General features: G+C 69.8%; 15 protein-coding genes. 11 read left to right on the top strand and 4 right to left on the bottom strand.

The window, feature by feature from the left end:
* The first annotated feature begins 204 nt into the window (after positions 1 to 204).
* The 11 genes from coxB (at position 205) to BMX97_RS11085 (ending at position 12157) form a co-directional block, all read left to right on the top strand.
* Positions 205 to 1077, top strand: coding sequence for a cytochrome c oxidase subunit II (coxB, locus tag BMX97_RS11130; protein WP_236013047.1), 873 nt, complete (start codon positions 205 to 207; stop codon positions 1075 to 1077).
* Positions 1078 to 1189: 112 nt separating this feature from the next.
* Positions 1190 to 2818: a cytochrome c oxidase subunit I gene (gene ctaD / locus BMX97_RS11125; RefSeq protein ID WP_060850037.1), complete on the top strand. Its 1629-nt coding sequence runs from the start codon at positions 1190 to 1192 to the stop codon at positions 2816 to 2818.
* Between the two features lie 121 nt (positions 2819 to 2939).
* Positions 2940 to 3890, top strand: coding sequence for a heme o synthase (locus BMX97_RS11120; RefSeq protein WP_091749435.1), 951 nt, complete (start codon positions 2940 to 2942; stop codon positions 3888 to 3890).
* Between the two features lie 28 nt (positions 3891 to 3918).
* Positions 3919 to 4074: a hypothetical protein gene (locus tag BMX97_RS32815; RefSeq protein WP_048428088.1), complete on the top strand. Its 156-nt coding sequence runs from the start codon at positions 3919 to 3921 to the stop codon at positions 4072 to 4074.
* A 19-nt stretch (positions 4075 to 4093) separates the two neighbouring features.
* On the top strand, positions 4094 to 4684 hold the full coding sequence (locus BMX97_RS11115; RefSeq protein ID WP_091749432.1) for a cytochrome c oxidase assembly protein: 591 nt from the start codon (positions 4094 to 4096) through the stop codon (positions 4682 to 4684).
* Between the two features lie 152 nt (positions 4685 to 4836).
* Positions 4837 to 5697, top strand: coding sequence for a cytochrome c oxidase subunit 3 (locus BMX97_RS11110; protein WP_060850034.1), 861 nt, complete (start codon positions 4837 to 4839; stop codon positions 5695 to 5697).
* A 114-nt stretch (positions 5698 to 5811) separates the two neighbouring features.
* Positions 5812 to 6180, top strand: coding sequence for a DUF983 domain-containing protein (locus BMX97_RS11105; RefSeq protein ID WP_060850033.1), 369 nt, complete (start codon positions 5812 to 5814; stop codon positions 6178 to 6180).
* Positions 6177 to 7016, top strand: a complete 840-nt coding sequence (locus BMX97_RS11100) for an SURF1 family protein (RefSeq protein WP_091749427.1) — start codon at positions 6177 to 6179, stop codon at positions 7014 to 7016. The genes BMX97_RS11105 and BMX97_RS11100 overlap by 4 nt, the downstream gene beginning before the upstream one ends.
* Positions 7017 to 7109: 93 nt before the next feature.
* The gene (locus tag BMX97_RS11095) at positions 7110 to 10094 is read left to right on the top strand and encodes a penicillin-binding protein 1A (protein WP_091749424.1); all 2985 of its coding nucleotides are present in this window, start codon (positions 7110 to 7112) and stop codon (positions 10092 to 10094) included.
* Positions 10095 to 10158: 64 nt separating this feature from the next.
* Positions 10159 to 11151 (top strand): hypothetical protein, encoded by a 993-nt coding sequence (locus BMX97_RS11090; RefSeq protein ID WP_244537610.1) that lies wholly within the window; start codon positions 10159 to 10161, stop codon positions 11149 to 11151.
* A 427-nt stretch (positions 11152 to 11578) separates the two neighbouring features.
* Positions 11579 to 12157 (top strand): transposase family protein, encoded by a 579-nt coding sequence (locus BMX97_RS11085; RefSeq protein ID WP_177202186.1) that lies wholly within the window; start codon positions 11579 to 11581, stop codon positions 12155 to 12157.
* On the opposite strand, the gene BMX97_RS11080 is transcribed toward BMX97_RS11085, so the two are convergent.
* From BMX97_RS11080 to BMX97_RS11065, 4 genes are all read right to left on the bottom strand, one after another.
* Positions 12090 to 12440, bottom strand: a complete 351-nt coding sequence (locus tag BMX97_RS11080) for a transposase (RefSeq protein WP_091749414.1) — start codon at positions 12438 to 12440, stop codon at positions 12090 to 12092. The two genes, BMX97_RS11085 and BMX97_RS11080, sit on opposite strands and share 68 nt — an antisense overlap.
* Positions 12441 to 12456: 16 nt before the next feature.
* Positions 12457 to 12825, bottom strand: coding sequence for a hypothetical protein (locus BMX97_RS11075; protein ID WP_143074603.1), 369 nt, complete (start codon positions 12823 to 12825; stop codon positions 12457 to 12459).
* A gap of 171 nt (positions 12826 to 12996) precedes the next feature.
* Positions 12997 to 13758 (bottom strand): ABC transporter permease, encoded by a 762-nt coding sequence (locus tag BMX97_RS11070; RefSeq protein ID WP_091749408.1) that lies wholly within the window; start codon positions 13756 to 13758, stop codon positions 12997 to 12999.
* Positions 13755 to 14681: an ABC transporter ATP-binding protein gene (locus BMX97_RS11065; protein WP_060845806.1), complete on the bottom strand. Its 927-nt coding sequence runs from the start codon at positions 14679 to 14681 to the stop codon at positions 13755 to 13757. Before BMX97_RS11065 ends, BMX97_RS11070 begins: the two co-directional genes overlap by 4 nt.
* Between the last annotated feature and the right edge of the window lie 156 nt (positions 14682 to 14837).

Below are 14837 nucleotides of genomic sequence, written 5' to 3'. Positions count from 1 at the left end.
CGCGAATTCCCGGCGCCGATGCGACGCCAACGCCGTTGCGCTTGCGGCGGCATTGTGGTGAGAGACGGCAACCGGGTCTCGGCCGGTTTCCGGCCGCAGGGCAGCGGGCCGGCATCGCGCGGCCGAAGCGAGGACGGCGCTCCGCCCCGCGGGCAGCCGTTGCCGGCAGACAGCCTGTTGGGGAGCATCGAGGGCACCATGGGGATGGCGAGGGCGCAGATACGGCCGGCGACGGTCCGGAGCTTCGGGGGACGCGCCGCGGCGCTGGCGGCGACCGGGCTCCTCGGGTCCGCGGCGGCCGCCGAGGCGGCCGGGACCGGCCAGCCGGTGCCGTGGCAGATGGACCTGCAGCGGCCGGTGACCGAGGTGGCGACGGAAATCTACAATTTCCACCACCTCCTGAACTGGATCATGCTCGCCGTCGTCCTGTTCGTGCTCGCGCTGCTGATCGCGGTGGTGGTCAAGTTCAACGAGAAGAAGAACCCGACCCCGTCGCGCACCACCCACAACACGATGCTCGAGGTCGCCTGGACGATCGTCCCGGTGCTGATCCTGGTGGCGATCGCGATCCCGTCGTTCCGGGTGCTGCGCACGCAGCTCTCCGACCCGAAGGCCGACCTGATGGTCAAGGTCATCGGCCACGCCTGGTACTGGTCCTACGAGTACCCGGAGGATGTCGGCGGCTTCAAGTTCGACGCCAACCTGCTGGAGGGCGACGACCAGGTGAAGTCCGGCCAGCCCAAGCTGCTCGCGACCGACAACGAGATGGTCGTGCCGGTGAACAAGATCGTGAAGATCCAGGTCACCGCCGCCGACGTGATGCATTCCTGGGCGATGCCGTCCTTCGGCTTCAAGATCGACGCCGTCCCGGGCCGCCTCAACCAGTTCTGGTTTAAGGCCGACCGCGAGGGCACCTATCACGGCCAGTGCTCCGAGCTGTGCGGCCAGCGCCACGCCTACATGCCGATCACCGTGAAGGTGGTGAGCGACCAGGCCTTCCAGGCCTGGACCGCCGAGGCCAAGACCAAGTTCGCCCGCACCGACGGCGGCGCCAAGTTCGCGGACGCCAACCGCTAGGCGCCGCGGGCGCGCGGCCGACGCGCGCCGACCTCATGACGCGGGGCGCCGCCGGCGGCGCGCCCCGCACCTTCCGACAGACCGACCGAGACATCCCTCGAAGAGGCTGACCATGGCTCAAGCCGTCACGGCAGGGCACGACCACGCCCACGACCATACCCCCCCGTTCTTCCAGCGCTGGTTCAACTCGACCAACCACAAGGACATCGGCACGCTCTACCTGCTGTTCGCCTTTTCGGCTGGCATCGTCGGCGCGTTCCTGTCCTTCGGCATCCGGATGGAGATGGAGGCCCCCGGGCTCCAGTACTTCTCCAACCCGCAGACCTACAACGTGTTCGTGACCGGCCACGGCCTCATCATGGTGTTCTTCATGGTGATGCCGGCGCTGATCGGCGGCTTCGGCAACTGGTTCGTGCCGCTGATGATCGGGGCGCCCGACATGGCGTTCCCGCGCATGAACAACATCTCGTTCTGGCTGACGGTCGCGGGCTTCATGAGCCTCGTCTGCTCGCTGTTCGTCGAGGGCGCGCCCGGCGCCGTCGGCGCCGGCACGGGCTGGACCGTCTACCCGCCGCTGTCCTCCGCCGGCCATCCCGGCCCGGCCGTCGACTTCGCGATCTTCGCCCTGCACCTGTCGGGCGCCGGCTCGATCCTCGGCGCCATCAACTTCATCACCACCATCCTGAACATGCGCGCGCCGGGCATGACCCTGCACAAGATGCCGCTGTTCGCCTGGTCGATGCTGGTGACCGCCTTCCTGCTGCTGCTGTCGCTCCCGGTTCTCGCCGGCGCGATCACCATGCTGCTGACCGACCGCAACTTCGGCACGACCTTCTTCGACCCGGCCGGCGGCGGCGACCCGATCCTGTACCAGCACCTGTTCTGGTTCTTCGGTCACCCCGAAGTCTACATCATGATCCTGCCGGCCTTCGGCATCGTCTCGCACATCATCTCGACCTTCTCGCGCAAGCCGGTCTTCGGCTACCTGGCGATGGCCTACGCGATGGTGGCGATCGGCGTCGTCGGCTTCGTGGTGTGGGCCCACCACATGTACACCGTGGGCCTCACCCTCCAGACCCAGTCCTACTTCGTGTTCGCCACCATGGTGATCGCGGTTCCCACCGGCGTGAAGATCTTCTCCTGGATCGCCACGATGTGGGGCGGCTCGATCCGCTTCACCGCCGCCATGCACTGGGCCGTTGGCTTCGTGTTCCTGTTCACCGTTGGCGGCGTCACCGGCGTGATCCTGGCCAACGCCGCCGTCGACCGCTACCTGCACGACACCTACTACGTCGTCGCGCACTTCCACTACGTGCTGTCGCTCGGCGCGGTGTTCATCATCTTCGCCGGCGTCTACTACTGGTTCCCGAAGATGACCGGCCGCATCATCCCCGAGTGGGCCGGCAAGCTGCACTTCTGGCTCGCCTTCATCGGCGCCAACGTGCTGTTCTTCCCGATGCACTTCCTCGGCCTCGCCGGCATGCCGCGTCGCTATGCCGACTACCCGGAGGCCTTCGCGGGCTGGCATTGGGTGGCGACCATGGGCGGCCACATCTTCGCGCTCGGCATGGTGGTGTTCGTGATTGGCGTGGTGCTCGCCTTCCGCTCCAAGGAGCGGGCCGCGGACAACCCGTGGGGCGAGGGTGCCACCACCCTCGAGTGGACCCTGACCTCGCCCCCGCCCTTCCACCAGTACGAGACCCTGCCGGTGATCGTGGACGAGCCGTCCCACGCCCACTGACGATCGAGAGGGGGCCGCCCGCGTGCGGCCCCCGCTCCTTCCCCGAGCGCCCTCACGGGCGCTCCGGCGAGGAGCGCGACACCTTCTGCAATCCCTTTCCACGATGGCCGCGACACCCAGCATGACCACCCTGTCGAACAGCGCGATCTCCGACCGTCCCTTCGTCGAGGCGAACAGCTCCGGCGGCGAGGTCGCGGACTACTTCGCGCTCCTGAAGCCCCGGGTGATGGCGCTGGTGATCTTCACCGCCCTCGTCGGCATGACGGTGTCGCCCTCGCACGTGAACCCGGTAATCGGGGCGATCTCGCTCCTGATGATCGCCGTCGGGGCCGGCGCCTCGGGCTGCCTCAACATGTGGTGGGACGCCGACATCGACGCGGTGATGACCCGCACCCGCACCCGCCCGATCCCGGCCGGCCGGATCCAGCCCGGCGAGGCCCTGTCCTTCGGGCTGACCCTGTCGGTCGGCTCGGTGCTGGTGCTGGGGCTCGCGGCCAACTGGCTGTCGGCGGGGCTGCTGGCCTTCACCATCGTGTTCTACGCCGTCATCTACTCGATGTGGCTGAAGCGCTCGACCGCCCAGAACATCGTGATCGGGGGTGCGGCTGGCGCCCTGCCGCCGATGATTGGCCAGGCCGTCGTCACCGGTTCGATCGGGATCGAGGGCACGGTCCTGTTCCTGATCATCTTCATCTGGACCCCGCCGCATTTCTGGGCGCTGGCGCTGGTCAAGGCCGGCGAGTACGCCCGCGCCGGCATCCCGATGATGCCGAACACCGCCGGCCCCGATTCGACCCGCCGCCAGATCCTCGCCTACTCGGTGCTGCTCGCCCCGCTCGGGCTCGCCCCGGTCTTCCTCGGCTTCGGCGGCCTGCTCTACGGGCTCGTCGGCCTCGTCGGCGGGCTGGCGATGATCGGCCTCAGCGTCCAGGTGCTGCGCCGGCGCGAGGGCGAGGCGGCCAACAAGGCGGCGATGAGCCTGTTCGGCTTCTCGATCCTCTACCTGTTCCTGCTCTTCTCCGCCCTCCTGGCGGAGCAGGGCCTCGGGCTGTTCCGGCCGGTCCTCGGCTGAAGCGCCCTCCCCTCAGGTCGACCCGGTGATGAGCACGGTGCCCCAGCAACTGACCCCCGAAGAGATCCAGCGCCGACGCAAGCGCTCCGTCGCCATCGCGATGGTGCTCGCCGCCCTGGTGCTGATCTTCTACGTGCTGACGATCGCCAAGCTCGGCCCCCAGGTCCTCAACCGGCCGCTGTGACGCGAGGAGGCAACCCGCCATGACCGATCCGCGCACCCGCCAGCGGCAGTCCCGCGCCACGGCTCTCGCCTGCCTGGGCATCGTGGCCGGCATGACGGCGCTCGCCTTCGCGTTCGTGCCGCTCTACGACCTGTTCTGCAAGGCGACCGGCTTCGACGGCACGCCCCGCACCGGCACCTCGCGCACCGGGCCGGTGAGCGAGGACCGGATGGTGGTCCATTTCGACACCAACGTCGCGCCCGGCCTATCCTGGCGCTTCCAGTCCGAGACCCCGCGGGTCGAGGCCCAGCTCGGCGCCACCCAGACGGTGTTCTTCCGCGTCACCAACACCGGCACCGTGCCGAGCACCGGCATCGCGACCTTCAACCTGCAGCCGGCGCTGACCGGCAGCTACTTCGTCAAGGTGCAGTGCTTCTGCTTCAACGAGCAGACGCTGAAGCCCGGCGAGACCATGGACTTCCCGGTGGTGTTCTACGTCGAGCCCGGCATCAAGGCCGATTCGAACACCCGCGACCTCACCGAGATGACCCTGTCCTACACCTACTTCGCGTCGAAGAACGGGCAGCCGCAGGCCGCGCTCGCGACGCCGGCGGGGATCAAGGCCAATTGACGAGGTGACAACCGCGCCGGGGCGGCTTTAAAGCGTGACCATGCGAGGCCGGCGGCCGAACGCCGGCAGCCGGTCCGCCCCGCGCGAGACCAAGATCCACGGCCGGCGCGGGGCGCGACCGGTCCGAGACGATAGGCAGGAGACCCGACACGATGGCCGAGGCGCACGGGAAGCACCACGACTACCACCTCGTCAATCCGAGCCCGTGGCCGCTCGTCGGCTCGATGAGCGGCTTCGTGATGACGTCGGGCGCCGTCTTGTGGATGAAGAGCCTGACCATCGCGAACCTCGCGGTCGGGCCCTACGTCTTCTTCGCCGGCCTGATCGGCATCCTCTACACCATGCTCAGCTGGTGGCGGGACGTCGCCCACGAGGCCAATACCGGCGATCACACCCGCGTGGTGCAGCTCTCGCACCGCTACGGCATGATCATGTTCATCGCCTCCGAGGTGATGTTCTTCGTCGCCTGGTTCTGGGCCTATTTCGAGGCCGCGCTCTACACCTCCGACCCGATCCAGGCCTCGCGCGTCGAGTTCACCGGGGGCCTGTGGCCGCCGAAGGGCGTCGAGGCGTTCGATCCCTGGCACCTGCCGCTGCTCAACACCCTGATCCTGCTCACCTCGGGCACCACGATCACCTGGGCGCACCACGCCCTGCTGAACAACGACCGCAAGGGCATGAAGTACGGCCTCTGGCTGACCATCGCCCTCGGCGTGCTGTTCTCCTTCGTCCAGGCCTACGAGTACGGCCACGCCCATTTCGGCTTCTCGGGCAGCATCTACTCGGCCACCTTCTTCATGGCGACCGGTTTCCACGGCGCCCACGTCATCATCGGCACGATCTTCCTCGCGGTCTGCCTGTATCGCCTCTACCTCGGCCAGTTCACCGCCAAGCAGCACCTCGGCTTCGAGTTCGCCGCCTGGTACTGGCACTTCGTCGACGTGGTGTGGCTGTTCCTGTTCGCCGCCATCTACGTCTGGGGCTCGGGCGTCGGTCACGCCGCCGCGCATTGATCCGGGACGCATCCGCGTCGGGAACATGAGAGGGCGGCGCAAGCCGCCCTTTTTCTTATGGCGGGCAGGGCCCAGATCGGGTCCATCGCGCCGACCGCCTCGAGGAGCAGGGCCATGGAATCCAACCGCACCGTCGATTCACCGGCGACCGTGGGCCTGCGCGGCCGCTGCCCGCGCTGCGGCGAGGGGCACCTGTTCAAGGGCTACCTGAGCTTCCGCCCGTCCTGCGAGGTCTGCGGCCTCGATTACCGCTTCATCGATTCCGCCGACGGTCCGGCCTTCTTCGTGATGTCGATCGTCGGCATCGTGGTGGTGGCGCTCGCCATGTGGGTCGAGTTCGCCTACGAGCCGCCGATGTGGGTCCATGCCGCGCTCTGGGCGCCGCTCTCGATCATCCTCAGCCTGATCCTGGTCCGCCCGCTCAAGGGCATGATGGCGGCGCTGCAATACTCCAACAAGGCCGCGGAGGGGCGCTTCCGGTGACGGCACCCGCCCCCGGGCCCGGCGCGGCGGAGCGGCGGGCCGCCCTGCGCGACCTCGTGGCGCCGGCGCTCGCGAGCCTCGTCTGCCTGGGCATCCTGGTCGGCCTCGGGGTGTGGCAGCTCGAGCGCAAGGCCTGGAAGGAGGCCCTGATCGACCGGATCGTCGCCCGCTCGCGGATCGACCCGCCGGCCCCTCTGCCGGCCTTCGACTCCTTCGAGCCGGCCCGGGACGAGTTCGAGCGGGTGCGCGCCGCCGGCCGCTTCCTCCACGACAAGGAGACGCTGGTCCACGGCCTGGCGCCCGGCGACACGCCGGGCCGGGCGCTCCAGGGCTACTACGTGATCACGCCCCTGCGCCTCAAGGACGGCCGCACGGTGCTGGTCAACCGCGGCTTCGTCCCGACCGAACTCAAGGAGGTCGCGCGCCGCGCCGCCGGGCAGGTCGGGGGCGAGACCACCGTCACCGGCATGCTGCGCCAGAGCGAGGCGCGGGCGATGTTCGTGCCCGCGCCCAACCCGCAGACCGGCGAGTGGTTCAACCGCGACGTGCCGGGCATCGCCGCCGCCAAGGGGCTCGCCACGACGGGGCCGTCGGGCGTCGCCCCCTACCTGATCGAGTCCGACCAGACGCCCAATCCCGGCGGCTGGCCGAAGGGCGGGCAGCTCCGGGTCGACCTGCCGAACAACCACCTGCAATACGCCTTCACCTGGTTCGGCCTCGCGCTCTGCCTCGTCGGCGTCTTCACCGCCTTCGCCCTGCGGCGGCTGCGGGGCGAGGCGGGCGAGGAGACCGGGGAGAACCCCGCTTCGGCGGCCGCGACCCCGCCCCGTCCTTAAAACAGCCGCGTTGTCGATGTCCGGCTGGGTCAAGTCCGGTTCAGGCCGCCGGGCGCCTCCTGCCCCCGGCCCTCCCCGGCTCTCTGGTCATCGATGAACGCGATCCTCATCAAGCTGTTCGCCACGGCCCTGACGTTGAGCCAGGTCACCACCCGGCCGGACGCGATCCGCACGCAGTTCGATCCGGCCAAGGACGGGCCGGAGGTGGTGCGGCTGCTGCGCGACGGCTGCGCCCACATGCGCAAGGCCTTCGACATCGAGGACATCAACCTCGACGACCTGATCTCGACCGCGATGGAGGACCCGAAGGCGGTCGCCGGCGAGTCGAAGCTCCTGCACGGCCTCGACATCGGCGAGCTCAACACGAGCTACAAGCAGTTCTGCAAGGGCGAGAACCCGGCGAACTCGCCCTTCGTGGCGCGGGACGTGATCGAGTTCTACAACAAGGCGGTCACCGACCTGCCGGACGCCAATTCCCTCAAGACGCTGCGGCTGCCCGGCGCCACCACGATCCTCGACGAGCGCGGCAAGCGCTTCTCGGAAACCTTCGAGCCGAACGGCCGGCGCATCGCGGTGCCGATCGGCGAGGTTCCGGCGCTGGTCCAGAAGGCGTTCATCGCGGCCGAGGACAAGCGCTTCCTCACCCATCACGGCATCGATGAGCGCGGGGTGATCCGCGCCTTCATCGGCAACCTCGCCTCGCCGGGCCGGCCCCAGGGCGGCTCGACCATCACCCAGCAGGTGGTGAAGAACCTCTCGGTCGGCGACGACGTCACCTACGAGCGCAAGATCCGCGAGATGATCGTCGCGGCCCGGGCCGAGCGGGTGATGACGAAGCCGGAGATCCTCGGCCTCTACCTCAACGGGATCTATCTCGGCCGCGGCGCCTACGGCGTCGAGATGGCCGCCCGCAGCTATTTCGGCAAGTCGGTCAAGGATTTGAACGTCGCCGAGGCGGCACTCCTCGGTGGCATGCCGAAGGGCCCGAACTTCTACAACCCGGACCGCTACCCCGAGCGGGCCCGCGAGCGCCGCGCCTACGTCCTCACCCGGATGAAGGAGGAGGGCGCGATCACCGAGACCGAGATGAACGCGGCGCTCGCCGCGCCCCTCGGCCTCGCGCCCCTGGAGCGCCTGCGCCAGGATGCCGGCTTCCACTTCGTCGACCACCTGACCCGCGAGGCGCGTACCCTCGCCGGCCTCGATTCGCTCACCGCCGGTGCCTACACGGTGCGCTCCACCCTCAATGCCGGCCTCCAGGAGGCGACCGAGGGCATCCTGCAGGAGAGCCTGTCGCGCTACGAGGCCTCTACGGGCCGCGCCCGCTACGAGGGGCCGGAGGCCAACCTCGCCGACGCGGTGCGCCGCATCGAGGCCGCCGCGCCCGCCCCCGAGCCGGCCCCCGCCCCCGCGCCCGAACCGGCGCCGAAGGGCAAGAAGCAGGCGAAGGTGGCAAAGCCCGCCGGTCCGAAGCCGGCCTGGCAGCGGGCCCTCGAGACCGCGCGCCTGCCGCTCTACGACGTGCACTGGCCGGCGGCCGTGGTGCTCTCCACCGGCGGCCAGGGCGGCGTGCGCGTCGGCCTCGCCGACGGGCGCGTCGCGAGCCTGAACCCGGGTGCCGCCCGCGGCCGGCTCTCTCCCTACGACGTGGTGCGGGTCAAGCTCTCCGAGGGCAAGGGTGCGCCGCGCGCCGACCTGCGCATCCGCCCGCAGGTCCAGGGCGCGGTGCTGGTCATGGAGAACCGCACCGGGCGCATCCTCGCCATGGCGGGCGGCTTTTCCTACCCGTTGAGCCAGCTCAACCGGGTCACCCAGAGCGTGCGCCAGCCCGGCTCGACGCTGAAGCCCGTCACCTACCTCGCCGCGCTGAACGCCGGCCTGCAACCCAACACCCTGGTGATGGATGCCCGCGTGACCCTGCCGCCGATCGGCGGGGTCGGCGATTCGTGGTCGCCGAAGAACTACGAGGGCGGCGGCTCCGGTCCCACCACCCTGCGGCGCGGCCTCGAGCACTCGAAGAACCTCGTCACCGCCCAGCTCCTCAAGGGCGGCATCGCCGAGAAGGCGCCGGCGAGCCTGCAGAAGGTCTGCGACATCGCGCTCGACGCCCAGCTCTACGCCGAGTGCGAGCGCTACTACCCCTTCGTGCTCGGCGCCCAGCCGGTGCGGATGATCGATCTGGCGGCCTTCTACGCGGCGATCGCCAACGAGGGCCAGCGCCCCTCGCCCTACGGGCTCGAGAGCGTGACCCAGGGCGAGAAGGTGCTCTACCAGCACGCCGACCGGCCGCTCGCCCGCATCGGCGCGGCCGACCGGGTGGCGTTCTACCAGCTGAAGAGCCTGCTCCAGGGCGTGACCCAGCGCGGCACCGCGGCGGCGCTCGCCCGGTTCTCGCCCTTCGTCGCCGGCAAGACCGGCACCTCGGAGGACGAGAACGACGCCTGGTTCTCCGGCTTCACCAACGAGATCACCATCGTGGCCTGGGTCGGCTACGACAACGCCGACGGCAGGCGCCGCACGCTCGGCCGCGGCCAGACCGGCGGCCATCTCGGGGTGCCGATCTTCGCCCAGGTGCTCCAGGCCGCCTGGGCCAACGGGGTCGCCAAGACCCCGCTCTCGGGCCCGAGCCCGGAGGCCAAGCCCCTGATCGCCGATGCGGCGATCGACCTGCGCTCGGGCAACCGGGTGTCGGGGGGCGGCTTCATCGAGCATTTCCGCCTCTCGGTCGACGGGCGCCTCGCCGATACCCGCTTCCGCCTGGTGCCGCAGGAGCAGATCTACGCGATGCGCCCGGATAGCGACCAGGACGGCGACGCGATGGAGGGCGGGCTGCCGGGCGAGAATCCGGGCCGCGCCCCCGACGAGGCGCCGGATTCCGACCGGTTCGACCCGTTCGGCAGCCTGTTCGGCCGGCCCGAGCCGCGCCCCTATGCCCGCCGGGCGCAGCCGATCCAGCCGCCCGACCCGGTCTGGCCCGGCGCCCGCAGCCGCTCGCCCTTCGGCGACGACGACGAATACGTCCGCCGGCCGCGCCGGCGCGATCCCGACTACCCGTTCGGCGACGACCCGACCTACTGACCCTCAGGACAGGACCTTTCCCGTGCGTGACAGCCTCACGGCGCGCCTGCGCCCCGTTCCGCTCGTGCTCGCCGCCGCGCTCGCGGCCTCCCCGGCCCTCGCCGAGTACCGCACAAAGGACGTGCCGGCGGTAACGGGCCTCGATCCGGCGACGATCGCCCCGAACACGATCGCGTTCACCGATCACCGCGACAACCCGGCGAGTCCGGAGAGCGGCCTCGTGCCGTTCACCGAGTGGGGCAAGCGCAGCCCGGCCCAGAAGGCCCTGCTGTCCCCTCACCCGGCCTACGCCGAGCCGGATTACGTCCAGACCGTGAACGGGGTGGCCAAGCCCCGCCACGAGGCGCTGAAGGTCTACGTGGCGGAGGCCCGGTTCGTCGTGCCGCGCCCGGCCGACCGGATCGACCTCAAGCGCTTCGCCACGATCCCGTTCGTGTCGCGGATGGACCCGGCGATCAAGCACAAGCCCCTGAGCCCCGCGGACGCCACCCCGACCAAGGACCCGGCCGCCGCCTTCGCCCGCCGGCCCGACCGGCCGTGGTGCGAGGCGCCCGACACGACCTGCATCGAGTCGCGCTACGACCTCGAGGGCAAGCTGCCGCTCGGCGTGAAGCTCGCCAACAAGCTCGAGGACGGGGGCAAGAAGATCGCCGAGTTCGTCTCGTTCCAGAGCGAGCTGCGGGTGCTGCCGCCCGACGAGGCGGCCAAGCTCGTCCAGCTCACCAGGATCGAGGCGCCGGTGGCCGGCGCGATGGAGCAGAACATCTTCTGGGTCAACCAGATCCTGCGCTTCGGCAAGTTCCTGGCGGTGATGCAGCCGGTGGCGGGCGATCCGAACAAGACGGCGGTGACCGCCTACATGACGCTCGGCATCAAGGCCGACGTGCTCGACCGCAAGAAGGAGTACGAGCGCGTGCCGGTGCTGCGCAACCTGCTGCCCGCCCAGGTGCTGATGGGCAATTCCTCGTTCAACACCGGCACCTCGATCAGCGCCGGCCTGCCGACCTACGCCCGCAACCGGATCGCGGCCTTCGCCGACGCGCTGGCGAAGGAGTGAGCGGTCTCGTCGTCGATCCGCGCCGCGAGGCGGGCCGGATCGGCGACGGGTACCGGCCGGCTACTGTGCGAGGCCTACGGTCACCAGAGAGACCCGAACCACGTCGAAGGCGGTCGCCACCGCCGCGCTGGAGGCGCTGCCGCCGGTCGCACAGGGCAGTGATCCTCTCTGCGGATCGTGTGTCTCGACGGCCCTACGGTGATCGACCCTTGCCTGCCGTCGTTGGCGGTCTTGAGCGCCCGCTGCCGTCCGATTGCCGCCCGCCTCGTCGCGCTGTGCACCGCGACGTCGAACAGGGCACAGCCGAGGCCCGGCGGCAAGGCGTCGGCCTGAACCGGGCAGGGCGATTCAGGGAAGTCGGTTGGTGGGGTGACGGGCGTGCGGGGACGATTCATCCAGGATCCGGCACGCGATCCTGGAGGGGGCTGTGGACGAAGCATTGGACATCGCGGAGCCCCGCAGCTCGTGGGATCGTTTCGCCGTCATCCCGGATCGGCGCGGCCGCAAAGGACACCAGCACGGGCTGTCGTCCGTTCCGACCCTGGCTCTGGCCGCCATGCTGTCGGGCGCCTACGATCTGCGCGCCGTATTCCGACGGCGCCGGCGGCGGCTGCCCGAGGCGCTGTTCCTGCTCGGCCTGGAGCGGGCGCCTTGCCATGCCGCGTACCACTACTTCTTCAAGGCCATCGAAGTGACGGCGACCGAGGCGGTGCCGGGAGCCTGGGTGCGGGGCGCAGCCGAACCGGGGCGGGGCCTGAGCCAGGATCTGGAACACGAACACGTGGCGCTCGACGGCAAACGGCTGCGCGGTTCGGCTCCAGCCGAGCGCGACGGCTGCGACGGCGTGCATCTCGTGGTAGCATTCGCCACGAGGCTGTGCGGGGTGATCGGTCAGTTTGGGACTGCCCCGGATCGGATTCTTGCTCACTTTGCGTGGATCAGGCGGCCAGAACCATGCGGCGCTTCAGAAGTTCGAGGCCGGACCGTCCATAGCACTGGCGCTTGACGAGCGTGAGCCGGTTGACCTGGCCTTCCGCTTGGCCGCTGCTCCAGGGCTCCGTGAGGGAAGCCCGAACGGCCGCGAGGTCCGCGTCCAATCCCGAGGCGAACATCGCGATCGCAGGAGCGTCGCAGGTCCGGGCCTTGGTGATCCGGACAACGAGGTCAGCAGCGGCGTTCTGATCATCGGCGACGGTCTTGCCCTTCCCGGCGGCGCGCACCAGGGCCGTGAAGCGGCGGGCCAGACCCGTGACGGCCCGCGCGGTGTCATCCTGCTCGATGCGGCTCATCACAGCGGCGTCGCCCTCATCCAAGACCGAGGTCGGCTGCACGGGCAGCCACGCCAGCTGCCGTGCGGGCGGCGATGGAGCATCCGTGCCAGGCCGCTGCGATGCACTGGGCCCTCGCACGGAGGGGCTTGCGGCCTGATCGGACCGGCCTCGTCCGGCGCTCGGCGACGAAGCGATGCACCTGCCGGCTCGTCCCCGGATAGCCCTGCTCCCGGATCTCGCGCCACAGGGCCATCGCGGTCTCGCAGCCCTCGTCGATCCGCCCCGCCAGGTACGCGACGTACGGATCAAGCAGGCTCGCTCCGGCACCGTGAGGCAGCCGCGCCGGGAACGCCTCGGCGCTCGCACAGTGGCGCACCGTCGCACGAGCCAGCCCCATGGTCACGGGCGATCCCGAGCAGGGGATCCCCGCCGGCATGCCGGCGGCGGACCTCGTCGTGGACAGCCTGCCATTGCATCCGGCTCTGTGCACCCGCTTCCGGCTCCGACGGAGAACGGGCAAAAGCACGGTCGCGCGGGGCGGGACGGAGACTCGTGCGACCGTCCGATCGAATCGTCAGCTTTTGAGCCGGTATCCCGTCTTGAAGATCCGGGCCACCGCCGCGAGGCAGAGGAGAAGGAACACCACGGCCATGCCCAGGCTCACCGCCGGGTTGACGTCCGAATGGCCGTAGAAGCTCCAGCGGAAGCCGCTGATCAGGTAGACTACCGGATTGACGAGGCTGACCGTGCGCCACAGCGGCGGCAGCATGTCGATCGAGTAGAAGCTGCCGCCCAGGAAGGTCAGCGGCGTGACGATGAGGAGCGGCACCAGCTGAAGCTTCTCGAACCCGTCCGCCCACAGGCCGATCACGAAGCCGAACAGGCTGAAGGTGACGGCGGTGAGCACCAGGAAGAGCACCATCACGAAGGGGTGCTCGATGCGCAGCGGCACGAACAGCGCCGAGGTCGCCAGGATGATCAGCCCGAGCATGATCGACTTGGTGGCCGCCGCCCCGACATAGCCGGCGACGATCTCGACCGCCGAGATCGGCGCCGACAGGATCTCGTAGATCGTGCCGGAGAAGCGCGGGAAGTAGATGCCGAACGAGGCGTTCGAGATGCTCTGGGTCAGGAGCGTCAGCATGATCAGCCCGGGCACGATGAAGGCGCCGTACGGCACCCCGTCGACCGAGGTCATCCGCCCGCCGATGGCGGCGCCGAACACCACGAAGTAGAGCGAGGTCGAGATCACCGGCGCGACGATGCTCTGGAGCAGCGTGCGGAAGGCGCGGTGCATCTCGAAGCCGTAGATGGCGCGGATGGCGGGCCAGTTCATGCGCGGTCCTTCACGAGATCGACGAAGATGTCCTCGAGCGAGCTCTGCCGGGTCTGGAGGTCGCGGAAGCGGATGCCGGAGGCGGCGAGGTCGGTGAGCAGCCCGGTGATCCCGGTGCGCTCCGCCTTGGCGTCGTAGGTGTAGGTGAGCACCGTGCCGTCCGCCGACAGGGCCAGGGGATGGCCGGCGAGCGCCGCCGGCAGGGCGGGGAGCGGATCGTGGAGGAGGAGCGTCAGCTCCTTGCGGCCGAGCTTGCGCATCAGCTCGGCCTTCTCCTCGACCAGCACGATCTCGCCCTTGGCGATCACCCCCACCCGGTCGGCCATCTCCTCGGCCTCCTCGATGTAGTGGGTGGTGAGAATCACCGTGACGCCCTGCTCGCGCAGGCGGCGCACCAGGCGCCACATGTCCTGGCGCAGCGCCACATCGACGCCGGCCGTCGGCTCGTCGAGGAAGAGGATGCGCGGCTCGTGCGAGAGCGCCTTGGCGATCAGCACGCGCCGCTTCATGCCCCCCGACAGGGTCATGATCTTGGCGTCGCGCTTCTCCCACAGCGAGAGGTCGCGCAGCACCCGCTCGATATGGGCCGGATCGGGCTTCAGCCCGAACAGGCCGCGGCTGAAGCTCACCGTCGCCCACACGGTCTCGAAGGCGTCGGCGGTCAGTTCCTGCGGCACGAGGCCGATCAGGCGGCGCGCGGCGCGGGGGGCGGCCAGGATGTCGTGGCCGCCGACCGTCACCGTGCCGGTGCTCGGCGTGACGATGCCGCAGATGATGCTGATGAGGGTGGTCTTGCCGGCGCCGTTCGGCCCGAGCAGGGCGAAGATCTCGCCCTCCCGGACGTCGAGGTCGACGCGCTTGAGCGCGGCGTGACCCGAGGCGTAGGTCTTCGACAGGTTGGCGATCGTGATGATGGGCGTCATCCGGTCCCGGGGCGTGTCAGGGGCTGACGGGGATGGCCGATCACCTAGGCCAGCCGGAGCCGGACCGCCACCGCCCTCCCCCGAAACCGGTCATGCCCGGGCCCCCCGCAGGTCGAGAAACCGCGAGGGTGTGTCCCGGATGCGCGCCGGACGCGC

Source organism: Methylobacterium sp. ap11, assembly GCF_900110515.1.
Taxonomy (GTDB): Bacteria; Pseudomonadota; Alphaproteobacteria; order Rhizobiales; family Beijerinckiaceae; genus Methylobacterium; species Methylobacterium ajmalii.
Note: the sequence above shows the minus strand (reverse complement) of the source record. Positions and strands in the feature narration are given on the sequence as shown.